The sequence below is a fragment of the Parerythrobacter aurantius genome (assembly GCF_045291475.1).
Lineage (GTDB): Bacteria > Pseudomonadota > Alphaproteobacteria > Sphingomonadales > Sphingomonadaceae > Parerythrobacter > Parerythrobacter aurantius.
The window spans coordinates 1,856,245-1,878,789 of record NZ_CP147985.1 but is presented as its reverse complement, the minus strand read 5'-3'; the positions used below and the strand labels follow the sequence as shown (position 1 = coordinate 1,878,789).

At 65.9% G+C, this 22,545-nt stretch carries 23 protein-coding genes; 13 read left to right on the top strand and 10 right to left on the bottom strand.

Annotated elements, in window-relative coordinates:
* Position 1: 1 nt before the first annotated feature.
* Genes WAB17_RS09310 through WAB17_RS09300 form a run of 3 tightly spaced genes read left to right on the top strand, consistent with a single transcriptional unit; the run spans position 2 to position 2,014 of the window.
* Positions 2-676: a TPM domain-containing protein gene (locus WAB17_RS09310; protein ID WP_435417081.1), complete on the top strand. Its 675-nt coding sequence runs from the start codon at positions 2-4 to the stop codon at positions 674-676.
* A 10-nt stretch (positions 677-686) separates the two neighbouring features.
* Positions 687-1,235 (top strand): NUDIX hydrolase, encoded by a 549-nt coding sequence (locus WAB17_RS09305; RefSeq protein WP_435417080.1) that lies wholly within the window; start codon positions 687-689, stop codon positions 1,233-1,235.
* Entirely contained in the window at positions 1,232-2,014 is a 783-nt protein-coding gene (locus WAB17_RS09300) for an SDR family oxidoreductase (RefSeq protein ID WP_435417079.1), read from the top strand. Before WAB17_RS09305 ends, WAB17_RS09300 begins: the two co-directional genes overlap by 4 nt.
* A gap of 35 nt (positions 2,015-2,049) precedes the next feature.
* On the opposite strand, the gene WAB17_RS09295 is transcribed toward WAB17_RS09300, so the two are convergent.
* Positions 2,050-2,262: a PspC domain-containing protein gene (locus tag WAB17_RS09295; RefSeq protein ID WP_435417078.1), complete on the bottom strand. Its 213-nt coding sequence runs from the start codon at positions 2,260-2,262 to the stop codon at positions 2,050-2,052.
* The gene (locus tag WAB17_RS09290; protein ID WP_435417077.1) at positions 2,259-2,378 is read right to left on the bottom strand and encodes an enoyl-CoA hydratase; all 120 of its coding nucleotides are present in this window, start codon (positions 2,376-2,378) and stop codon (positions 2,259-2,261) included. The genes WAB17_RS09295 and WAB17_RS09290 overlap by 4 nt, the downstream gene beginning before the upstream one ends.
* Positions 2,379-2,755: 377 nt before the next feature.
* Between WAB17_RS09290 and recF the strand changes: the two genes are divergently transcribed.
* Positions 2,756-3,844: a DNA replication/repair protein RecF gene (recF, locus tag WAB17_RS09285; RefSeq protein WP_435417076.1), complete on the top strand. Its 1,089-nt coding sequence runs from the start codon at positions 2,756-2,758 to the stop codon at positions 3,842-3,844.
* Positions 3,845-3,868: 24 nt separating this feature from the next.
* On the opposite strand, the gene WAB17_RS09280 is transcribed toward recF, so the two are convergent.
* The gene (locus tag WAB17_RS09280; protein ID WP_435417075.1) at positions 3,869-4,585 is read right to left on the bottom strand and encodes an arylesterase; all 717 of its coding nucleotides are present in this window, start codon (positions 4,583-4,585) and stop codon (positions 3,869-3,871) included.
* Positions 4,586-4,611: 26 nt separating this feature from the next.
* Between WAB17_RS09280 and WAB17_RS09275 the strand changes: the two genes are divergently transcribed.
* Entirely contained in the window at positions 4,612-5,334 is a 723-nt protein-coding gene (locus WAB17_RS09275; protein ID WP_435417074.1) for an ABC transporter ATP-binding protein, read from the top strand.
* Positions 5,331-7,853, top strand: a complete 2,523-nt coding sequence (locus tag WAB17_RS09270) for an ABC transporter permease (RefSeq protein ID WP_435417073.1) — start codon at positions 5,331-5,333, stop codon at positions 7,851-7,853. The genes WAB17_RS09275 and WAB17_RS09270 overlap by 4 nt, the downstream gene beginning before the upstream one ends.
* Before the next feature lie 6 nt (positions 7,854-7,859).
* Here WAB17_RS09270 and WAB17_RS09265 read toward each other — a convergent pair whose 3' ends face one another.
* On the bottom strand, positions 7,860-8,345 hold the full coding sequence (locus tag WAB17_RS09265; RefSeq protein WP_435417072.1) for an RDD family protein: 486 nt from the start codon (positions 8,343-8,345) through the stop codon (positions 7,860-7,862).
* Between the two features lie 165 nt (positions 8,346-8,510).
* A complete protein-coding gene (locus WAB17_RS09260) occupies positions 8,511-11,111 on the bottom strand; it encodes a TonB-dependent receptor (protein WP_435417071.1) in 2,601 nt (866 codons plus the stop codon).
* Between the two features lie 242 nt (positions 11,112-11,353).
* Here WAB17_RS09260 and typA point away from each other — a divergent pair, with 242 nt between their 5' ends.
* A complete protein-coding gene (typA, locus tag WAB17_RS09255) occupies positions 11,354-13,186 on the top strand; it encodes a translational GTPase TypA (RefSeq protein WP_435417070.1) in 1,833 nt (610 codons plus the stop codon).
* A gap of 77 nt (positions 13,187-13,263) precedes the next feature.
* On the opposite strand, the gene WAB17_RS09250 is transcribed toward typA, so the two are convergent.
* On the bottom strand, positions 13,264-14,091 hold the full coding sequence (locus WAB17_RS09250; RefSeq protein ID WP_435417069.1) for an outer membrane protein: 828 nt from the start codon (positions 14,089-14,091) through the stop codon (positions 13,264-13,266).
* Positions 14,092-14,270: 179 nt separating this feature from the next.
* Complete coding sequence (locus tag WAB17_RS09245) at positions 14,271-15,044, bottom strand: SDR family NAD(P)-dependent oxidoreductase (protein WP_435417068.1); 774 nt, start codon at positions 15,042-15,044, stop codon at positions 14,271-14,273.
* A 163-nt stretch (positions 15,045-15,207) separates the two neighbouring features.
* On the opposite strand from WAB17_RS09245, the gene WAB17_RS09240 reads away from it, so the two are divergent.
* Complete coding sequence (locus WAB17_RS09240) at positions 15,208-15,561, top strand: hypothetical protein (RefSeq protein WP_435417067.1); 354 nt, start codon at positions 15,208-15,210, stop codon at positions 15,559-15,561.
* A 96-nt stretch (positions 15,562-15,657) separates the two neighbouring features.
* On the opposite strand, the gene WAB17_RS09235 is transcribed toward WAB17_RS09240, so the two are convergent.
* Positions 15,658-16,371, bottom strand: coding sequence for an anti-sigma factor family protein (locus WAB17_RS09235; protein WP_435417066.1), 714 nt, complete (start codon positions 16,369-16,371; stop codon positions 15,658-15,660).
* Positions 16,368-16,856, bottom strand: coding sequence for an RNA polymerase sigma factor (locus WAB17_RS09230; protein WP_435419365.1), 489 nt, complete (start codon positions 16,854-16,856; stop codon positions 16,368-16,370). Before WAB17_RS09230 ends, WAB17_RS09235 begins: the two co-directional genes overlap by 4 nt.
* 82 nt (positions 16,857-16,938) lie before the next feature.
* Here WAB17_RS09230 and WAB17_RS09225 point away from each other — a divergent pair, with 82 nt between their 5' ends.
* The 5 genes from WAB17_RS09225 to WAB17_RS09205 all read left to right on the top strand — a co-directional run bounded on the left by WAB17_RS09225 (position 16,939) and on the right by WAB17_RS09205 (position 21,842).
* Positions 16,939-18,192, top strand: coding sequence for a S8 family serine peptidase (locus tag WAB17_RS09225; protein WP_435417065.1), 1,254 nt, complete (start codon positions 16,939-16,941; stop codon positions 18,190-18,192).
* 99 nt (positions 18,193-18,291) lie between these two features.
* The gene (locus WAB17_RS09220; protein ID WP_435417064.1) at positions 18,292-19,131 is read left to right on the top strand and encodes a hypothetical protein; all 840 of its coding nucleotides are present in this window, start codon (positions 18,292-18,294) and stop codon (positions 19,129-19,131) included.
* 152 nt (positions 19,132-19,283) lie between these two features.
* Positions 19,284-20,741, top strand: coding sequence for a sodium/proline symporter PutP (putP, locus tag WAB17_RS09215; protein WP_435417063.1), 1,458 nt, complete (start codon positions 19,284-19,286; stop codon positions 20,739-20,741).
* A gap of 4 nt (positions 20,742-20,745) precedes the next feature.
* Entirely contained in the window at positions 20,746-21,114 is a 369-nt protein-coding gene (locus WAB17_RS09210) for a VOC family protein (RefSeq protein ID WP_435417062.1), read from the top strand.
* A gap of 56 nt (positions 21,115-21,170) precedes the next feature.
* Positions 21,171-21,842 (top strand): extensin family protein, encoded by a 672-nt coding sequence (locus WAB17_RS09205; RefSeq protein WP_435417061.1) that lies wholly within the window; start codon positions 21,171-21,173, stop codon positions 21,840-21,842.
* Between the two features lie 12 nt (positions 21,843-21,854).
* On the opposite strand, the gene WAB17_RS09200 is transcribed toward WAB17_RS09205, so the two are convergent.
* Positions 21,855-22,475, bottom strand: a complete 621-nt coding sequence (locus WAB17_RS09200) for a response regulator transcription factor (RefSeq protein WP_435417060.1) — start codon at positions 22,473-22,475, stop codon at positions 21,855-21,857.
* Positions 22,476-22,545 lie beyond the last annotated feature (70 nt).

Genomic DNA, 22,545 nt, shown 5'->3' with positions numbered 1-22,545 from the left:
GATGGCCTATCTCAGCGCAGAGCAGCACAGGATCGTAACCGATGCGGTCGCTGCGGCCGAAGACCATACCTCGGGCGAAATCGTCACCGTTCTGGCCGACCGGTCCGACGGATATTCGGATGTGGTGCTGGTATGGGCGGTGGCGCTCGCTTTCTCGGCGATGAGCGTTTTCGCCCTTTTGCCGCAACCCTTCATGGATCTGTGGGACAGCCTCAGCGGCGGCTGGCGGCACGACTGGACGACAGGCGAGCTTGCCAGCATGACCATCGCCCTGGGCGTCATCGCCTTCGCCGCAAGCTGGTTCGCGCTGAGTTGGGACCCCTTGCGCTTCCTTTGCATTCCCGGCCCCCTGAAAACCACGCGCGTCCACGCGCAGGCGATCAAGCACTTCAAGGTCGGCGCGGAAAGCCGCACCACCGGCAAGACCGGGATCATGATCTATCTCTCCATGCGCGAACACCGTGCGGAAATAGTCGCCGACGAGCCGATCGCGCAGCTGGTCTCGGCCGAGGTCTGGGGCGAGGCTATGGCCGACATGCTGGTCGAAATCCGCCAGGGCCGCTTTGCCGAAGGAATGGCGGCGGGGGTGCGCGATGTCGGCAAGGTCCTGTCCGAACACTTCCCGCGGCGCGAGGATGACGCGAACGAGTTGCCCGACCGCCTGATAGAGGTCTAAGCCCCCTGGCATGACCGACAGAGACGCAGACCTGCCCGAAGAAATCATGTGGCAGGGCAAGTTCGTGACCGCCAAGCGCCGGGGCCGCTGGGAATACGCCAGCCGGTCGCGTGGCATCAGGGCCGCCGCCATCATCGCCATCGACGACGGTCATGTCCTGCTGGTCGAGCAATACCGCGTGCCGCTGGGGCGGACATGCCTCGAAATTCCGGCCGGCCTGATCGGTGACCAGCAAGGTTCGGAAAACGAGGATGCGATCGAGGCCGCCATCCGCGAGCTGGAGGAAGAAACCGGGTACCGTGCGGGCCGCATGGAAACCATCGGCGAGTTCTACTCCAGTCCCGGAATGGTAAGCGAGGCTTTCACCCTGCTGCGGGCACACGATCTCGAGAAGGTGGGCCCGGGTGGCGGTACCGAGGGGGAAAATATCGTCGTTCACCGGGTTGCCCTGCGCGACCTGCCGCAATTCGTTGCGGATTGGCGCAAACGCGGCCACGGCGTGGATGTGCGGATCGCAATGTTGATGGCGCCCGGATTTCTTGGAGAGGATTACGCATGACGGGACGTGTGGCAGGCAAGATGGCGCTGGTGACCGGCGCCGCCCAGGGGCTTGGCGCGGCGCATTGCAGCTTGCTGGCTGCCGAAGGTGCAAATGTGCTCTGTACCGACATCAACGCTGCGGGCGCCGCTGAAACCGCGGCCGCGATAAACGCTGCGCATGGCGAGGGAACCGCCTTCTCGATCGGGCATGACGTGACGGACCGCGCGCAGTGGGACGCGGCAGTTGCAATGGCACGGGACGCGATGGGCGGGCTCAATGTCCTGGTCAACAACGCCGGCATCGGCGTCGCGGGCAATATCGAGACCTGCAAGTTCGAAGACTGGAAGCGCTGCTTCGCGATCAATGTCGATGGCATCTTCCATGGCTGCCAGGCGGCATTGCCGCTGATGCGCGAGCACGCGCCCGGCTCGATCGTCAATATTTCCAGCATTGCCGGCCTGATCGCCAGCGACACCATGCCTGCCTACAACGCCTCGAAGGCATCGGTTTGGATGCTGACCAAGTCGATCGCGCTGCATTGTGCCAAGAACAACATGCAGATCCGCTGCAATTCGGTCCATCCGACCTTCGTCGATACGCCGATCCTGGACGGTACCGCGCGGCACCACAATCTCGACAAGGGCGTGCTGCTGGAAAAGCTGGCGCGGCAGATCCCGCTGAAGTTCGTCGGCGAGCCGAGCGATATCGCCAATGCGGTGCTCTATCTCGCCAGCGACGAAAGCCGCTTCATGACCGGGGCGGAGCTCAAGCTCGACGGTGGTATCTCGGCCATGTGACAGTCGGGGTTGAGGGGGGACCCCGGGTCCCCCGCTCAATCGGCGATCAGGGCGATCGCGACATAGACCAGGATCAGCGATCCCATGCCGAGGATGGTGCCGAGGGCGAAGCCTACCCGGACCAGCATCGGGTCGATGCCGAAATAGTTGGCGATACCGGCGCAGACGCCCCAGATCTTGCCGTTGCTACGGTCGAGCCGGAAGCTCTTGGCCGGAAGGCCGCTGCGATTGTTTGAAAGCTGGGTCATGCGATGATTCCTGCGGGGCTGCCGGGGACGATGGCGAAGGCCATCACCAGCGAAGAGATGGCAAGGGCGGTAACGGCGGCGAAGAGACGGCTGCCGATATTGGTCTGATCGAACATGGGGGTGTTCCTTTTCCTGGGACTGCTGCCGTTATCAGGCAACCAGCGCGGGGGTGGCAGGGACGATCGCGGTCGCAAAGGCAGCGGCCGAAAGGACCAGTGCGAAGGCGGCGGCGAGGAAGCGGTTGGCTGCAAATTCGAACGTCATTGTCTGTGTTTCCTTGTGTTTTCCTGTCTGAGCGGGACCTTCCCGTTCACGAAAGCAGCTTTGCATGGGGTGTGCCAGTTTCGAAAAATGGCGGAAATCCGCGCTTTTTTCAGGAGACACGCTGTTACATCCTGTTCATCGAAGCGAAAGATTGGGGATTTTTCCCAATTCGTAGGAACCGGCTTTTTCGTGGAATCGAGCGCTGCACCGGGCTAGGCGCATGGAGCCCATGGCGCTCGATCGCATCATCTTGTCCGATTTTCGCAACCACGTTCAGTCGCGCCTCGACGGAGCTGCGCGATTCAACCTGCTGGTAGGCGAGAATGGCGCCGGGAAGACCAACATCCTCGAAGCCATCTCCCTGCTGGCCCCGGGCCGCGGCCTGCGTCGCGCGGCGCTGCCGGACATGGCGCGCAGCGGCGGTTCGGGCGGCTTTACCGTCGGAGCCAGCCTGACGCATGCAGACGGCGGCGATGCGATCCAGCTCGGCACCGCGATCGATCCGACCCGGCCCGGACGTCGGCGGGTCCGGATCAACGGGGCGGAGGCAAGCGCAGTCGCCCTGGGCGAATGGCTCGCAGTTTCCTGGCTGACCCCCGCGATGGACGGCATATTCATGGGCCCGGCAAGCGACAGGCGACGCTTCGTCGACCGGATGGCGCTGGCGCTCGATCCCGATCATGCCCGGAACGCCACGCGTTACGAGGCCGCATTGCGCGAGCGCAACCGCCTGATGGCGGACGAACGGGAGCCCGAGCCAGCCTGGCTCGACGGGGTGGAAATCCAGCTCGCCCGCCACGGCAGCGCGCTGGCACGGGGAAGGACGCGGCTGGTCGAAGCGCTCTGCGCCGCCTTGGCCGACCATCCCGCCGAACCCTTTGCCCGCCCCCACCTCGTGCTCGAGAGCGGATCACCCGGCGAGGAGGCGTCCCTGCTGGACGCCTTGCAGGCCAGCCGCAGGCAGGACCGCCGCGCCGGCCGCACACTGGTCGGCCCGCATCGCGACGATCTCGCCGTCACCATGGCCGGCAAGCAGGTTCCTGCCGCCGCCTGTTCGACGGGCGAACAGAAAGCCATGCTGATCGCCATCACCCTTGCCCATGGGGCCTTGGCAGCCAAGGGCAGGCCGGGCGTGCTGCTGCTCGACGAAGTGGCGGCGCATCTCGACCCGGTCCGCCGCGAGGTGCTGTTCGATCGCTTGCGGGCTACCGGAACGCAGGTCTGGATGACCGGGACCGAAATCGCCCCCTTCTCGGCCATCGAGCAGGAAGCCGCGGTCTGGCACGTCAGCGGCGGGGAGCTGGTGACGTCGCTTTAGCGCTTCGGCGTTAGCGCTTGGGCGTTATCGCTTGGGCAGCGCCGCGACCACTTCGTCCACCGTATCGCCGACCAGGACCTCAATGCCCTGTTCGGTCGGGTGGACGCGGTCCTGCTGGATCAGCTCCGGCCGGTCGGCCACGGAAGCCACCCAGAAGGGGATGAATTCGAGGTCATATTTTTCCGCAAGTCCGGAATAGACCGCGGCAAATTCCTCGACATAGCGTTCGCCCATGTTGGGCGGGGCCTGCATTCCCATCAGCAAGACGGGAATATCCGCCGCCTGCGCCGTCTTGATGATCGCCTCGAGATTGGCCCGCGTCTGCTCGGGCGAGATCGAGCGCAGCAGGTCGTTGCCGCCGAGTTCGAGGATGAGGAGGTCGGGCTTCCCTTCCATGGAATTCAGCGTGAAATCGAACCGCTGGGCGCCCGCCGCACTGGTGTCGCCGGACACCCCTGCATTGGTGACCCTGGCGTTGATCCCCTGTGCGCGCAGGGCGGCCTCCAGCTTTGCCGGATAGCTGTCTTCCTTGGCGACATTGTAGCCGGCGAACAGGCTGTCGCCGAACGCCAGGATCCGCCGCTCGGGCCCCATGACCGGAACTTCGATTGCGGCAGCCTCACTCTCCGCCCGGGCGGCCACAGGGGCCTCTGCAGTCCCATCGCCACACGAGACCAGCGCCAAGGCCAGCGGCACAATCGACAAACGGCTTAGGGCTTTCGCCCACCTTACTTGTTCCATGGGTTCGGCTATGCCATCGGATTATTGTGACCGAAACCCCCAACGCACCCTCCCCCGTCCCGGGTCCCGAGGAATTCGCCATTTCCGCCCGCCAGCTCAGGCTCACCCTCGGACAGGACAAGCATCCGGTCGAGATCCTGAAAGGCATCGATCTCGACGTGAAGACAGGTGAAGTCCTCGCGCTGCTAGGTCCGTCGGGGTCGGGCAAGAGTTCGCTGATGGCGGTGCTCTCCGGACTGGAACGCGCGACCTCCGGCACGCTCCAGGTTGCCGGCGCGGATTTTGCTGCCATGGACGAGGATGGTCTCGCCCGCGCACGCCGGGGCCGCATCGGCATCGTGCTGCAGGCCTTCCACCTGCTGCCGACAATGACAGCCACGGAAAACGTCGCGACCCCGATGGAACTGGCTGGCGACGGCGACGTGCAATCCCGCGCCCGGGCCGAGCTCGAGGCGGTGGGCCTCGGTCACCGGCTCGACCATTACCCCACCCAGCTATCGGGCGGCGAGCAACAACGCGTCGCCATCGCCCGCGCCACAGCGCCGCGCCCGACGCTGATCTTCGCTGACGAGCCGACGGGCAACCTCGACGCCGCGACCGGCGCGGAGATCATCGACATGCTGTTCGCCCGCCGTGCGGAAACCGGGGCGACGCTGGTCATCATTACCCATGATCCGAGCCTCGCCGAACGCTGCGACCGGATCATCACCCTCGCCGACGGCAGGATTGCGAGCGACACCGCCGCATGAGCCAGTCGCTTTCTTGGGGCACGGCGTGGACACTGGCGCGGCGCGAACTCTCGCTGCGCTTCAAGGGGCTGCGGCTGCTGCTGGTGTGCCTGTTTCTCGGCACCGGGGCGCTCGCCGCGATCGGGACGCTGACCGCAGCGATCGAACAGGAACTCGCCAATCGCGGACAGGAACTGCTGGGCGGCGACCTCGAGGTCGAGATCTGGCAGCGCAGCCCCAATGACGAGGAACTCGCCGCGCTGAAGGCGCTGGGCGAGGTATCGCAAGGCACCCGTATGCAGGTTGTCGCCCGGCGCGGCGAGCGGACCGCTCCGGTAGGGCTGAAAGCGGTCGAGGACAATTATCCGCTCTACGGCACGCTGACGCTGACCGACGGCCGCAGCGTCGGACCGCCGCAGGCGGGCGAGGCTTGGGTCGGCCAGGGGGCGATGGACCGGCTCGACATGAAGGTCGGCGACAGTTTCGAACTCGGCACGCTGACGCTGAAGGCTGCAGGCATCATCAGAGACGAGCCCGACAAGCTTTCCGAAGGCTTCCAGCTTGGGCCTACCGTTATTACCAATCTGCAGGCGCCCTATGACGCGGGACTGATCCAGCCCGGCGCGATGTACCAGTCCAAGACCCGGATCGCCTTCGCCAACCCCGCGACCGATCCCGAGGCGGTGCAGGAGCAGCTGAAGCAGCGCTTCCCGCTGGGCGGCTTCGACTTCCGCGACCGGGACCGGGCCAGTCCCGGGGCCGACCGCTTCGTGGGACGGATGGGCGAATTCCTCACGCTGGTGGGGCTCGCCGCGCTGGTCATTGCCGGGATCGGCATCGGCGGCGGGGTTTCGTCCTATCTCGAAGCCCGGCGATCGAGCATTGCGACGCTCAAGGTGTTGGGGGCAACCAGTGGCGACATTGCCCGCATCTATGCCCTGCAAATCGGGCTGGCGGCCCTCGTCGGCAGCGTTGCGGGTCTGATTGTCGGGCTAGCGGTCACGCCCGTCCTCGGTGTCGCCTTGCAGGGCCTGCTGCCGGTCCAGAGCGGCTTCACCATCGAGCCGCTCGCGCTGCTTCTGGCGAGCGGATACGGACTGCTGGTGGCGCTGGTCTTCGCTGCCACGCCCTTGCTGAGGGCACGCCATTACCCTGCCATGGCGCTGATGCGCGCCCGGGTGACGCCGCTGGCGAGGGACCGGGCGGCGCTGCTGTGGGTCGGCGGCGGGCTGGCCGGCATTATCGCGCTCGCCCTACTGACTTCGCGCCAGCCGTTGCTGGCGGCGGGCTTCCTCGGCGGCGCGGCAGCGATGCTGGCGGTGCTGGCCCTGCTCGGCTGGGCGATCCGCAAGGCCTCTACCAAGGTGGGTCGACCGGCCAATCCTTTGGTCCGCAACGCGCTTGCCAACCTCAGCCGCCCCGGCACCTCCACCGGTGCGTTGGTGACCGCGCTCGGTTTCGGCCTCAGTGCCTTCGTGCTTCTGGCCGCGATCCAGACCTCGATCGACGGCAATATCCAGAGCCGCGTGCCGCAGGAGGCGCCGGACTACTTCGTCCTCGACATCCCGCGCGACCGGGTCGGCGAGTTCGAGCAGATCGTCTGGACGCAGGACGACAAGGCCATGATACGCGCCCTGCCCGCCATGCGCGGCTCGATCATCGCCTATGGGCCCAGGGACAACATGACCCGCGTCGCCGACCTGGAGGAAATCCCAGATGGCGCCTGGGCGCTGCGCGGCGAGCGGGGCCTGACCTATGCCGACGAAATCCCCCAAGGCAATTCGCTCGTCAGCGGGGAATGGTGGGGCCGCTTCTACGACGGCGAACCGCTGGTATCGGTCGACGACGAATTCGCGCAGGCCATCGGCCTCGAGGTCGGCGATTACCTGACCATCGCATTGCTCGGGGTGGAACGCACCGTGCGCGTAGCCTCCACCCGCCAGATCGACTGGGAAAGCATGGGGTTCAACTACGTGCTGGTGTTCAGCCCCAACGCCATATCCGACGCTCCGCACAACTATGCCGCGACGATCGAGTTCAGGGGCGACACCCCCACCGGGCCACTGCTGCGCGAGCTGGTGCAGGCCTTTCCTTCCAGCTCGGTGATCGAAGTCGGGCAGGTGCTGGTTCAGGCCCGCACGATCCTGTCGCAGGTCGGCATCGCCACGCTGGCGGCCGCGTCGGTGGCGGTTCTGGCCGGCCTGGCGGTGCTGCTGGGCGCCATTGCAGCGGCGCGGGCGGCGCGAACCTACGACACGGTTGTTCTGCGAGTGCTCGGCGCCAGCCGTGGGCAGATCCTGACCATGCAGCTGGTCGAATACCTGCTGCTGGCGGCGGTGCTGGCGGTGGTCGCGCTCGCCATCGGCAGCGGGCTCGCCTGGCTCGTCATTACGCAGCTGTTCGAATTCGACTGGCTACCCGACTGGCCGACAGTACTCGCAGTACTCGGCGCAGGCCTCGCGCTGGTGGTCGCCTTCGCGCTGGCCGGCTCGCTGCCGCTGTTGCGGGCGAAGCCGGCGCAGGCGCTCAGGACGCTCTAGCCGCCCTCAGCCGAAAGTCTGGTTCAGCGTGTCGAGCCCGACTTCGCCTGGGCGCGCCTTCAGCACGAGGGTTCCGGCCATCAGGTCGTGCAAGCCCTGCTTGCGTTCCGTGAAGGCGACCATGATGAAACCGATCAGCAGTATCATGGCGGAAACGATCTTGGCGAAGTAGCGCCCCGTGGCCCGCGCCGCCGAGATACGGTTGCCGGCGCTGTCGGTGACGATCAGGCCGAGCGCGATCTTGCCGAGCGTGCCTTGGCGTTCGGAACTTTCCATCAGCACGTAATAGAGAATGGTACCAACCAGCGTGACCAGGTACGCCAGCGTGCCTCCGGTCGTCGCGAATACGTCGCTGGCACCGCTCTCGAGCGAGCCGCTGGCAAAAAGACTGACGCCAAGGACTGCGAAGATGGCAAACTGGGCGATGTAGAGCACGACGATATCGATCAGATAAGCCGCCACGCGAATCCAGAATCCGGCATAGTAATTCACTGATCGATCCCCCCGTCCAGTTGCAGTTTGGCAATACTGGCACTGCCTCGACCGCAGTGGCAAGACGAAAGTGCTGAAGACAAAAGAAAAAGGGGGCCGACGGCCCCCTTCCCCTGTGGTCGTTGCCCGCTCCATCCCCTGGAGCGGGCCGTGACGATCCGGTTGTCAGAACTTGAAGCGGACGAGGCCACCCCAGGTGCGCGGTGAGCTCGGGTAGCCCGACACCGTGCCCGACTGGGCCACACCGTCGAAGACAGTGAGGATGTACTGGTCGTCGAGCAGGTTACGCGCCCACACGCCCAGCTCCAGACCGCTGTCGAGCGCCAGCGTCATCGAAGCGTTCACCAGGTTCACTTCGCGGCGGAAGATCTGGGTATTGCCCAGCGCCGCATTGAAGGTCGGCAAGCCGTTGTTGATGTCGGTGTTGCTTTCGTGGCTGTAGTCCACGCGGGTGATGAGGCGGTTGCCGCTGTCGCCGAATTCATGGGTATAGGTCGCCGAGGTGGCGATGTTGAATTCGGGGATGCCGCCCGGCCGCAGGCCCGACAGATCGCCGACCGGGCTGTCGGTGAAGCTGTCGAACAGCGGATCGAGGTAGGTCATGGCGAAGGTGAAGACGAGACCGTCGCTCGGCTGGATACGGGTGTCGAGTTCGATACCCTTGACCGACTGTTCGCCGGCGTTGTTGAGCTGGAAGCCCGTGCCGGTGAACAGGAACGACTGGAAGCCCTGCAGCGTCTGGTCGAACAGCGCCAGGTTGACGTTCAGACCGTCCCACTGACCCTTGACGCCCAGTTCCCACACCTCGGCCTCTTCCGGTCCGGCGAAGCGCGAACCGGTCGTCAGGTTGGCGACGTTGAGACCGCCGTTGGTGATCGGCGATGCCGGGGCCAGGAAGGTCGAACGGCCCGGGCCGGGGATGAAGTCCCCGAAAGCCGGACGGCTGTCGCGCGACAGGTTGATCGAGCTTGCCTTGAAGCCGGTGGCATAGCTGAAATAGGCGTTGATGCTGTCGTTGAACTGGTAGGCGACACGCAGCGTGTAGCTCAGGTCGTCGTCCCGGGTCTTACCGTCTTCCACCGCGTTGGGGATGGTCAGGAACGGCGGCTGGAACTGGAACGCGCTGAGGCCCAGCAGCGGGTTGACGGTCGGGTTGGTCGCCGCGGCCGCCAGGGCCTGCTGCGTCAGGACCGGCAGGCCGAGGAACTGCTGGCGGGTACGAACCGTGCCACCGGTCGCGCCGGTGATGAAGGCATCGACCAGGTTGATGTTGGCCAGCTCGTCGAAGGCCGTGCCCTGCAGCGCGAAGTCCTTCTTGTCCTTCGTGTAGTTGAAGCCGCCGGTGAAGACGAGGCCATCGACCGGTTCGAAGTCGACCGTACCGAAGACCGACCACGAGGTGTTATCCATCGAATAGACTTCGCTGGTCAGCGCGCCGGCCGAGAAGATGCTGTTCTGCGGCAGGCCGAGACCGGCTTCCACCCCGTTGAAGGTGAAGGCCGGGTTTCGCGTGGCGGCACGCGCCAGCAGGGTGAAGAACGGCCGGGCAGCGGCACCGGTGCTGAGCGCGCTGTCCTGCGTCACGGTTTCGTCGAAGAAGAAACCACCGAGCAGGAAGTTGAACGGACCGTCGAAGTCCGAGGTGATGCGCAGTTCCTGGGTGAAGGTTTCGACCTTTTGGTCGCGCACTTCACGCACGATGTCGGCGCTGGTGAAGTCGACGTCCTGGTCGACGAAGTTCTTCAATTCGCGATAGGCGGTGATCGAGGTCAGCGTCAGCGCGCCGAACTCGAGATCGCCCTGGATCGAGCCGCCGTAGTTTTCGACTTCGTTCACCGGAACCTGGTTGAGGAAGGTGTCGTAGCTGAAGAAATCGGTGCTGAGCGCGCCGCCCACGCCGAACACGGCCGGTGCGGTCGGGCCCGCGATCAGCGTGCTGACGACGCAGCAGCTTTCGTCGATCTTGCCGTAGTCGGCAATCGCGCGGATGCGCAGGCTGTCGGACGGTTCGAACAGCAACTGGCCGCGCGCGGTGTAACGGTTGCGGTCGTTGACCTCCTCGTCGAGGTTCACGATGCGGCCATAGCCGTCGCGCTTGTTGTAGCTGCCGTCGAGGGCGAAAGCGATCGTGTCGGTGATCGGGCCGGTGATGTCGCCCTTCACCCGGATGTCGTTGAATTCGCCATAGCCGGCTTCGATTGAGCCGCCGAACTGGAACTGCGGCGCCCGGGTCACGACCGAGATCACACCGGCGGATGCGTTTTTGCCGAACAGGGTCGACTGCGGCCCGTTCAGCACTTCGATGCGCTGCACATTGGCGAGGTCGTTGAGCGACGAGGCCGAGCGCGAACGGAACACGCCGTCGATGAACACGCCGACCGACGGTTCGATGCCGAAGTTGTTGTCGCCGTTGCCGAAGCCGCGGATGATGAAGGTCGAGGACGACGAGTTCTGCAGCTGGCTGACGCGCAGCGAGGGAGCAACCGTCTGCAGGTCGAGCACGTCGCGGATCTGGGCCTGCTCGAGCGTTTCGCCGCTGGTCACGGAAACCGAAATCGGGGTTTCCTGCAACGTCTGCTCACGCTTGGTGGCGGTGACGACGATGACGTTTTCCTCGACAACCTCGGTATCGTCGGCCGGCGCCTCGGCATCCTGCGCGAAGGCGACGGAAGGAGCGAGAGCGACCGTGGCAGCACCGGCCAGCAAAGCCAGGCGAGCCGTAGCGGCGCGCGATGAAGCCCCGCCTGCGAAAGCAGTGAATTTCATGTGAAAGCGTTCCTCTTCCTTGAGCGGCTGCGGGGTTTTTAGGAAGTGGGGGTGCGGCCGCGTCTTTCCCGCGCATATGTAAAGATGGCGTCGCTCTCAAGTTGCGGCATTCTATGGCAAACTATTCCCGCGCTGCTTGTTGCAAGCCGGACACAGTTGCCGCAGGCGCAAAGCTCCGCTAGGGGCGCGCTCGAATTGTTGCGGCGCAGCATTGGGCGCGCCCTCCCCAGCAGAGAAACCACATGTCCGCAGATCTTCGCAACGTGGCGATCATCGCCCACGTCGACCATGGCAAGACCACGCTGGTCGACCAGCTGTTCCGCCAGTCGGGTACCTTCCGCGAAAACCAGCGCATCGAGGAACGCGCGATGGATTCGGGCGACCTCGAGAAAGAGCGCGGGATCACCATCCTCGCCAAGTGCACCAGCGTCGAGTGGGAACACGGCGGTCAGACCAACCGCATCAATATCGTCGACACCCCGGGTCACGCCGACTTCGGCGCCGAGGTGGAGCGGATCCTGAGCATGGTCGACGGCGTCATCCTGCTGGTCGACAGCGCCGAAGGCGCGATGCCGCAGACCAAGTTCGTCACCGGCAAGGCGCTGGCGCTGGGCCTCAAGCCCATCGTCGTCGTCAACAAGATCGACCGTCCCGACGGCCGCCCGCAGGAAGTTCTCGACGAGGTGTTCGACCTGTTCGTCAGTCTCGACGCGAACGACGAGCAGCTCGATTTCCCGGTGCTCTATGCATCGGGCCGCGAAGGCTATGCCAGCGAAGACCAGGATGCCCGCAGCGGCGACCTGACCCCCCTGTTCCAGCGCATCGTCGATCACGTTCCGGCGCCGGGGCTCGACCCGGCGGGCAAGTTCAGCTTCCTTGCGACCCTGCTCGACCGCGACAATTTCATGGGCCGCGTCCTGACCGGGCGGGTACAGTCCGGGACCATCAAGCTCAACGATCCGATCCACGCCATCGACCGCGACGGCAAGGTGATCGAAACCGGTCGTGCGACCAAGCTGATGAGCTTCCGCGGGCTCGAGCGTGTGCCGGTGGATACCGCGCAGGCAGGCGACATCATCGCCCTCGCCGGTCTGGAGAAGGCGACCGTCGCCAACACCGTCGCCGATCCCTCGGTAACCGAGCCCATCGCCGCGCAGCCGATCGACCCGCCGACGCTGGCCATGCGTTTTGCCGTGAACGATTCGCCGCTGGCAGGCCGCGAAGGCGACAAGGTGACCAGCCGCATGATCCGCGACCGCCTGCTGCGCGAAGCCGAGACGAATGTCGCCATCCGCGTCACCGAGAGCGAGGACAAGGACAGCTTCGAAGTCGCCGGGCGCGGCGAATTGCAGCTGGGCGTGCTGATCGAAACCATGCGCCGCGAAGGGTTCGAGCTGGGCATCAGCCGGCCGCGCGTGCTGTTCCGCGAAGAGGGCGGGCAGCGGACAGAGCCTTACGAAACCGTCGTCATCGACGTCGACGACGAACACTCGGGAACGGTCGTCGAGAAGATGCAGCGCCGCAAGGCCGAACTGGTCGAGATGCGCCCAAGCGGCATGGGCAAGACCCGCATCACCTTCTCCGCCCCGTCGCGCGGCCTCATCGGCTATCACGGCGAGTTTCTCTCCGACACGCGCGGCACCGGCATCATGAACCGGCTGTTCGAGAAATACGGCCCCTACAAGGGTCCGATCGAAGGCCGGCAGAACGGCGTGCTGATTTCGATGGTTCCGGGCGAGGCGGTGCCCTATGCGCTCAACAGCCTGGAAGAACGCGGCGAGCTGTTCATCGGCGGCGGGGCGAAGATATACGAGGGCATGATCATCGGCGAGAATGCCAAGCCGGACGATCTTGAAGTCAACCCGATGAAGTCGAAGCAGCTGACGAACTTCCGCAGCACCGGCAAGGACGATGCCATCCGCCTCACCCCGCCCCGCGTGATGACGCTGGAACAGGCCATCGCCTATATCGACGACGACGAAATGGTCGAAGTCACGCCCAAGAGCATCCGCCTGCGCAAGGCCATCCTCGATCCGCACGAGCGCAAGAAGGCGAAGCGGCGCATGGACGCCTGACGGCCAAATCCCGGCACAAAAAGGGGCACCCGATCGGGTGCCCCTTTTCAATTCTGGTCTTGCTGAAAATCCCGGCGTCAGAAGCGGAAGTTCGCCGTTGCGCGCAGGCTGTGGAAGTTGAGGTCGGTTTCTGCCGGGCGCATGTTCGTGCCGCCCGACACCAGCAGGAAGGGGTTGGTCGGGCCGGCCGTGCCCGGGCCGACTTCGACGAAGGCGTCCCCTGCATCGTAGGAGTTGTAGAGATACTCGATCCCGATCGAGAGGTTCCGGTTGAGGGCGAGTTCGGCGCCGCCACCGACCTGGCCGCCAAGCACCCATTCGCCGTCATCGGACACGGTGAAGGAGTTCGCGCCGTTCGAGGTCGAGAAGCCCAGGTCCATCTTGGCGTAGCTTGCGCCGCCGGTCAAATAGAACAGCCCGCGACCGTCGCCGGGCGAGAAGCCAAGGCGGCCGCGCGCCGAGATCGCATAGTCGAGCTCGCGCGTGAACACGTAGTTCGCCGGGGTCGAGCTGAAGGCTGTGGTATAGTCCCTCATGTCCGACTTGGTGCCTTCGAGAAGGATTCCGCCGACGAAATTCGGAGCGATGCGCGTGTCATAGCCGAGGCGGATGCCGTAGCCGAGGTCGTCGTCGTCATTGGCACAGCCGTCGGCAGCCACGGCCGTGAAGGCCGCGCCGTCGCAGAAGCCCGGGCCGAAAGCGTTGGCGCCAGTGGTGGTACGCACGACATCGCCATATTCGCCGTCACGGTTCGTGTCGAAGGTCACATCGCCATTGTTGCTGGTGGGGCTGTCCAGAGAAATGTGCCCGCCCACATAGAAACCGTCGAAGTAGGGACCTTCGCTATCCTGTGCGGCAGCGGAAACCGAAGTCGCGATTGCAAGCGCCGCAACGGACGTTTTCATATAATGGATCATGGAAATCTTCCTCATCAATTGGGGGTATTGATTTGGCGCACAGCGACCTGCGCGTTGATTTCCAAAAGATTTGCCCGGGATAAGGTTCCCGCAATTCGTCGGCCGACCAGCGTTACGTGCCGCGTCGCAGCACTTTCACGATGGCAGGAGCCGCCGCGTCGCGGTTTTCAGCCGAAGAAGTTGGGTTGCCCGTTCGATGCTGTCACGCCGCCGTCGACCGGCAGGTTCACCCCGTTCACGAAGGCCGCATCATCGCTCGCCAGGAACAGCACAGGGCCGGCGATTTCCTCCGGCTCGGCCGGGCGGCCCAGCGGCATGCGGTTGGCCAGCATCTTGAGCGCGCCGTCGTTCTCCGTCACGCCGGTGGTCATGTCGGAACGGGTCATCGACGGGCAGATGGCGTTGGCGCGCACACCCTGCCGCCCGAACTCCAGCGCCATCGCCCGAGTAAGGTTGCACACCCCGCCCTTGCTGGCGTTGTAGATCCCCAGCCCCCAGTCGCCGCCGAGGCCCGATACGCTGGAGATATTGATGACGTTGCCCTTGGCGCTCAGCAGGTGGGGAAAGGCCTCGCGCGTCAGGTAGAGTATGCCCTTGAGGTTGATGTCGATGATGCGGTCGATATCCTCGTCCTTCGCCTGGCTCAGCCGGCCGGAGAAGCCGACCCCGGCGTTGTTGACCAGCACGTCGATCCCACCGAACGCGGCCACGGTCTTCTCGACGATTTCGGTCGCGAAGGCGGAGGAGGAGACATCGCCCGGCACGGCGATGGCCCGCTCGCCCAGCGACGCCACCACCGCGTCGCAATCCGCCTGTTTGCGCGAGTTGATCACGACATTGGCCCCCTCGGCATGGAAGCGGCGCGCGATCGCCTCGCCGATGCCCATGGAGGAGCCGGTGACGATCACTGTCTTGCCGGCGAAACGGTTGGCGTAGGTCATGGCGGATTTCCTCTCCGGATAACGTCGGCCGGATTGATGGCCGCTCGCGGGCGTGCTGGCAATGGCCGAAAAATCCGCGTTCGGAGGGATTAAACCGGGCGCGGCGTCCGTTGGCCATACGATCGGTCCACATCGGACGTGGCCGGACAAATGGAGACCAACAATGAAAACCTACCAGTCGATGCTCGCGCTGGCCCTGCTCGGAGCGGGCAGCGCCGTACATGCCAGCCTGCCCATGATGTACGAGGAAGTCCTCGCGCAGGAAGAGGAGAAGCTCATCCTCGCCTATCCCATCGCCGGGATCGAGAACTCCCTCTGGTTCGACTACCGCATCGATGTGACCGAGGCCCAGAAGGAACTGGTGAGCGACCTGCGCGACGCGAGCGATGTCGAGGACCGGCGCGAGGCGTGGGAAGAATACGCCCGGGAACTGAAGCACGAACGCTTCGACTATATCGAAGACATGGCCGAGCGGGGCTACCGCATGGGTGAGGTGACGGTCATCCCCAATAGCTGAGGCAGCATCGCCCGCAAATCGACAGAGGGGCCGGCCGGAAGGTTCGGCCCCTTTGCATATCCGCCGGATGCCATCAGCAGCGCGCGGTACGCAAACTTAGCGCCAGCCCTGCTGCCTGGCGGCGGATTCCCCGGCAGCATCCAGTGCCCCGCCCTGTGCCATCTCCTGTGCGGCGGACAGGATCTCGCTCTCGCTGCCGGCCTGGCGGTATTCGCCCGACTGGGCTGCCTCGACGCCGAATGCCCGTTCGATCTTCCATCCGGTAGCGTCGCGGCAGGCAATCCCGCCGCTCTCGCCCCCGCGATATGCGCGGCAGTATTGGCCGGCCGCATTCTCGAAGCTGAGCAGTATCCGTGTTTGCGTGCCGGGACGCTGCGTCGCAACCAACTGCGTATCGAGCGCGGAGGCAAGCGCGCCTCGAGCATAGCCGGGCGAGGACCGGCTTCCCTGCCAGGGCTGCCACATCGCCAGCACCAGAGAGGCTGCCAGCGCGGGTCCGGCAATCGGCGCCCAGCGGCGAACGACAGGGGCAAGGCCCCGGCGCTGGCGCGCGGCGGCAAAACTCGCCACCCCGCTGTCGCCACTTGCGGGCTGGAGCAATGCAGTGAGGTTGCTCGGTACCGGCTGCTCCAGCATCGGGGCGAAATTCGCCGACAACCTTGCCCTGAGCGCCCTGTGCTTGGCGACGAGATCGGCCATACCGGGATCGGCGGCAACGGCGGCTTCCATCATCGCCACGCGTTCCGCATCGAGTTCGCCGTCGGCATAGGCGGCAATCATCTCGGGGGTAATGATGGGATCGGTACTCATGCCGCATCTCCCAGTAGTTCGAGCAGGGCATCGCGCCCGCGCACCAGCCGCGAATTGAGCGTGCCGACCGGGCAACCGACGATGTCCGCCGCTTCCTTGTAGGCGTAACCTTCCACCATCACCAGCAATACCGCCTCGCGCTGCTCTGCCGGCAATTGCTGGAGCGCACGGTCGACCATGGACAGTTCGACATGCGATTCCTGCGCGCCATCGGCACCGACGGCGAATCCGGCTTCCTCGTCGACGAAGGTCTGGCCGCGGCGGGCGCTGCTGCGTTTCTCGTCGATAAGGATATTGCGCATGATCCGGTACATCCAGCTGTCGAGGCGCGTCCCTTCCTGCCACTGCTCGCGGCGGGTCAGCGCACGTTCGATCGTCATCTGACACAAATCGTCGCCATCCGACGGCGAACCCGCGAGGCCGAGCGCAAACCGCCGCAAGCGCGGCAGCAGCGCAAGCACCTGCTGTTCGAACGTCTGGCTCAGCTTTCGTGCCTTTCCATGGATGAAACGGATGACACCGCACGTTTCATCCAGGCTTAATGCGAATTTCCGAAAAGGGACACCGATGCGCTTGCTGCTGCCCACTATCCTGACTGCCGCCTTGCTGGTGGCACCGCCGCTCGCGGCGCAGCTGGCGCTGCCGCAAGTGCGCCTGCCGGACCCGGTTGACGTGACCGGCGAGGTTGGCGACCGCGTCGGCGATATTCTCGAGCGCACGGACGCCGAATTGCGCCGCGAGGCGCAGCGCCTGCTCGACCTGCGCGCCCGGGCCACGCGCCGGCTGCTGCGCGACCATCCCGATTCCATCGAGGCCGACGCACGAGGAGACCTCGCCCGGCGCGGCGAGCTGCTGCTGCAGGGCGCGACCGAAGCCGACCTCGCCGCTCTTCGCAGGGCCAGCTTCGTGGTTCTTTCTACCGAGCAGATCAAAGGTCTCGACCTCGCTGTCGTCCGCCTCGGGATCCCAGCGGGCCTTCCGCTGGCAAAGGCCGAGAATCTTGCGCGAGGGCTGGCTCCGGGCGCCGACGTTACGGCCGACCATCTGCACTTCCAGTCGGGCACGGCCGGATTGTCGCCGGCGGCGACTGGTACCCCGCTCCTGGTCATGATGCAGGCAGCCACGATTGCCGCAGAGGTCGGCGTGATCGACAGCGCGCCATCGGCGGCGATTGCGACAACCGCGACCCGGGGCTTCGCTAAGGGAGCGCCGAAGCCAGCCAACCATGGCAGCGCGGTCGCATCGCTGTTGCGCTCTGCAGGGGTGGCGCGAGTGCGGGTGGCCGACGTTTACGGCGCCGATCCTGCCGGCGGAAACGCGCTCGCCATTGCCAGGGCGCTCGGCTGGCTGGTTGCGAGCGGGACTAGGGTGGTCACCATCAGCCTCGTCGGCCCGAAGAACGCCGTGATCGGGAATGCCGTAACGGCGGCGCAGCGCAAGGGCGTCACGGTGGTCGCCGCGGTCGGCAACGACGGCCCTGCCGCCCCGCCCGCCTATCCCGCGTCCTATCCCGGGGTAGTGGCCATCACCGGCGTCGACGCGCGTGGCCGTGCGCTGATCGAAGCGGGGCGGGCGCTCAACCTCGACTATGCAGCGCCGGGCGCCGATGTCTATGCGCTCGATGCGCGGGGGAAACGGGTCAGATGGCGCGGGACCTCCTTCGCTGCGCCGCTGGCCGCCGCGCGCCTTGCCGCGGCATTGTCAGGCGGCGGCAACTGGCGGACGCGGCTCGATGCAGAAGCGCAGGATCTGGGCAATAAGGGGCCGGACGCCACCTATGGTCGCGGCCTGCTGTGCGGTTCCTGTGCGCGGAAAAAATGACATTTTTCACGGCGTGACGGATTAAACCTCAGGCCCGGGCCGTTTTCCTTCCGAGCGGGCGATGCATCTTTCGCCCGCGACCAGACGAAAGGAAACGACATGAAGAAGCTCATCCTTGCAGCCGGATTTCTCGCCCTCGTTCCGTCCGCAGCCAGTGCACAGTTGCTCGGCGGCGGCGGGCTCGGCGGCTCGCTGGGCGGCACGCTCGGCGGCAACATCGGCTCCACCGTCGACACCACCACGCGCACTGTGCGCAGCACGGTCGACAGCACCGCGCGCGGATCGACCGAAGGCGAACAATCCGTCGATGCCCGTCGCGGCCGCGTCGAGGCGCGGCGCAGCGCCAGCGGGTCGGCCAATGCGTCCAGCGCCAGCCTTGCCGATCTGCCGATCCCGCCCGTGTTCACGGGCTCGGCCAGCGGCGAAGGCAGCGCGTCGGGCAATGCCGGTGCCCAGCTGATCGGCACCGATGCGGTGACCGGTGCCGCGGCGCCCCTTGTCGGCCAGGCGCGCTCGATCGCAGAAGGGGCCGCCGCCCGCACGACTTCGGCAGCCCAGGGCGCGGCATCGCGAGTCCCATCGCCTGCGCTTCCCGGTCTCGCCGGTAGCGGCAGTGCCGCCGGCTCGGCCATGGGCTCGATCGCCGCGACGCCCCTTGCGGTCGCCGGCAGCGCTGCCGGTGCCGCGGGCGGTACGGCGAGCGTCGCCCCCGGAATGCCCGTCATGACCCCCGATGGCGCCCCGCTCGGCAAGGTTCGCGAAGTCGTGGCCGACAGCCGCGGACGGGTGCAGCAGCTGGTCGTGCAGCAGGGCAACGTCGTCCGGACCCTGCCTGCCGGCATGTTTTCCGCCAGCGGCAATGCCCTGATCGCAGGATCGGCGCAGGGCGAAGGCGACACGGCCCCGAGCCCGGCGGAAGACGCTGACACGGCCGAGTAATCGCCTGGAACTCCCCGGGGCCCGCCCGTCACGCCTCCACCATGCCGGCGGGCCCCATACGCAGGGGCGGACCCATGACCCGGGGTCCGCCCCATTCGTTTATCCACGCCCCGCGGTTTCCAAGCGGCGATGCCCCTGTTACCCGTTCGCCCATGCAGACCGGAACCGTCCTTTCGCTTGCCGCCTATTTCGTCCTCATGCTCGGCATCGGGCTTTATGCCTGGCGCAAGTCGTCGCAGGACAGCGAGGGATACTTGCTGGGCGGGCGCGACCTCGGCCCCGCGGTCACGGCGCTTTCCGCCGGAGCCTCCGACATGTCGGGCTGGTTGCTGCTCGGCCTGCCCGGTGCGCTCTATACCGCCGGACTGGTGGAGGCGTGGATCGGCATCGGCCTGTTCGCCGGTGCGCTGGTCAACTGGATCGTCGTCGCCCCGCGGCTGCGCCGGCAGACCGAGGAACTGGGCAATGCGCTCACGATCCCGGAATTCCTCGCCAACCGGTTCCCGGGGCAAGCTGTCGCCCTGCGGGTCATCAGCGCCGTCATCATCGTGGCCTTCTTCAGCGTCTACACCGCCTCTGGGCTGGTAGCCGGGGGCAAGCTGTTCGAAACGAGCTTTGCCGCACTGTTCTCCAGCGCTTCGGTAAGCGACTACACGCTGGGCCTGTGGGTCACGGCAGGCGTGGTCCTCGCCTACACCATGGTCGGCGGTTTCCTCGCCGTCAGCCTGACCGATTTCGTGCAGGGCCTCATCATGGTGACGGCGCTCGTCGTCATGCCGCTGGTCGTCATGTTCGGGCCGGGCGGCGCGTCGGGCGCTAGCATTGCCGCAGTGCCGCAGGAAGGATTCCTCAGCCTGACGCAAGGGCTGACCTTCATCGGCTTCCTCAGCGCGGTCACCTGGGGCCTGGGCTATTTCGGCCAGCCGCACATCATCGTGCGCTTCATGGCGCTGCGCAGTGTCGCCGATGTGCCTGCCGCGCGCGCGATCGGGATGGGCTGGATGGGGGTCTGCCTGCTCGGCGCCATCGGGGTCGGTCTCGCCGGACGGGCCTATATCGAGCGCAACGGGTTGGTGCTGGACGATCCCGAGACGATCTTCATCGTCCTTGCCGAAACCCTGTTCCATTCGGTCGTGACCGGCTTCCTGCTCGCCGCGCTGCTGGCAGCGGTGATGAGCACGATCAGTTCGCAACTACTGGTCGCCTCGAGCAGCCTGACGGAAGATTTCTACCGCCTGTTCCTGCGCAAGCAGGCGAGCGAACGCGAGGCAGTGAATATCGGACGGCTGAGTGTGTTCGCGGTGGCTCTCGTCGCCATTGCCATTGCCGGCGACCCCGACAGCGAGGTGCTGGGGCTGGTCTCCAACGCCTGGGCGGGTTTCGGCGCGGCCTTCGGACCGCTGATCGTGCTGGCCCTGACCTGGGACAGGATGACCGGCGCCGGGGCGCTGGCCGGGCTGGTGACCGGGGCAGGCGTCGTCGTCGCATGGATCGCGCTCGGCTGGAACAGCGCCTTCATGGGCGGCCCCGGCGTCTACGAGATCCTGCCCGGCTTCGTCGCCTCGTGGGCGGCGATCTGGCTGGTGTCGCTGGCGACCAATAGGAGGTGAGGCAATGGCGAAGGTGACCGGTTTGGGCGGCGTGTTCTACGTCGTGAAGGATCCCGCAGCGACCCGCGCATGGTATCGCGACATCCTCGGGATCGAGGGCGAATACGGGCCGCAATTGCACTGGTCGGAAGAACTGGGCGCGCAGCCATATTCGCTGGTCAGCCATTTTTCCGACGACCAGTACATCCAGCCCGGCAAGGGCGGTTTCATGATCAACCTGCGGGTCGACGATTGCGCCGGCATGGTCGAGCAATTGCAGGCCAAGGGCATCGAAGTGCTGGGGTTTTCGGACGAGGGCTATGGCAAGTTCGCCTGGCTGCTCGATCCCGACGGCATCAAGATCGAACTGTGGGAACAGGTCGACGCACCCTGAGGCCGGATGCCGGCGCCATTAGGGAACGGTTAACCATATAGGGGGAAAGTGCGCCCATGCGCACGGCCACCCTCCTCCTGCTCCTCGCCCCCGCCCTCGCGGCCTGCGGCAGCCTGTTGCCCCAAGGCAGCCAGGCGAGCCGGGAAACGCGAGCACCTGCACGCACCCAGGCCGTGGTGACGAGCCCGCAGGGGCAGCAATGCCTGAGCCAGCTCAGCGCCACCGGCTCGCGTTTCGATGCCCTGCCCGACAAGTATTACGGCGCCGGTTGCTCCGCGCTCAATGCGGTGACCTTGCAGGCGCTCGCCGGCGACCGGTCGACGCTCGAACTGGCCAATCTCGGACCGGTCACCTGCCCCCTCGCAGAGGCGCTGAGCGGCTGGGCCCGCTTCGGCGTCGACCGCGCGGCCCGCCAGATCCTCGGCAGCCCGTTGCGGCGCATCGAGACCATGGGCAGCTATGCGTGCCGCAATGTCGCCGGGTCTTCGCGCCGGTCCGCCCATGCGCGGGCCGAAGCGGTCGATATCGCGGCCTTCGTGCTGGAAGACGGCCGGAGGGTCAGCGTCCTCACCGACTGGAAGGACGGGGACGCGAAGGAGCGCGAATTCCTGCGGGTCGTGCAGCAGAGTGCCTGCAAGCGTTTCGGCACAGTGCTGGGGCCGGAATACAATGCCGCCCACCGCGACCATTTCCATCTCGAGCGGAGCCAGTCGAGCTTCTGCCGCTAGGCGTTTGCACGGTCAGGCGGGCGGCCGCGGGTCGATCTGGGCTTCCAGTCGCAACCTGACGGCTTCGGCCGTATGCCGCGCCCCGAGCTTGTGCATCATGTTGGCCCGGTGGATTTCGACCGTGCGCGGGCTGATCGCAAGTTCCCGGGCGATAACCTTGTTGCTGCTTCCTTCCGACAACCAGTCGAGCACCTCGCGTTCCCGGTTGGACAGTGCGGCGATCCGCCCGCGCGCCTCGATCCGTCGCTTCCGGTCGGCGGCGGCCCTTTCCGCTTCTCTCGCAATCCGCACGATCATCGCTGTGAGGCTGTCGGGCGTCGCCGGCAGCAGCAGGTAGTCCAGCGCGCCCGCTTTCATGGCAGCGACGATCCGCCCCGTCGTCGGCCGGTCGTCGGCAGCCACGAGAGGCAGCCAGATGCCGAGGTCGTCGAGTTCGCGGATGGTTTCGGAGAAACCCCTTCCCCCGGGATCGTCGCGGGCCAGCACGATGCCCTGGCGGGGAATGCGCTCGGCGAGTTCGGCAAGGGAGGAATAGACCTCCGCATGGTGGCCGGCAGCGAAGGTCGCACTGGCGAGTTCCGCGCGAACGCGGCTGTCACCGTCGATGCAATGAAGGGTGATGCGTTCGGTCATGCCCACTGTCTTCGCATGACTTTTTTGGCGGACTAAGGAAGTTCACCACTGAAACGGACCAATTCGGACA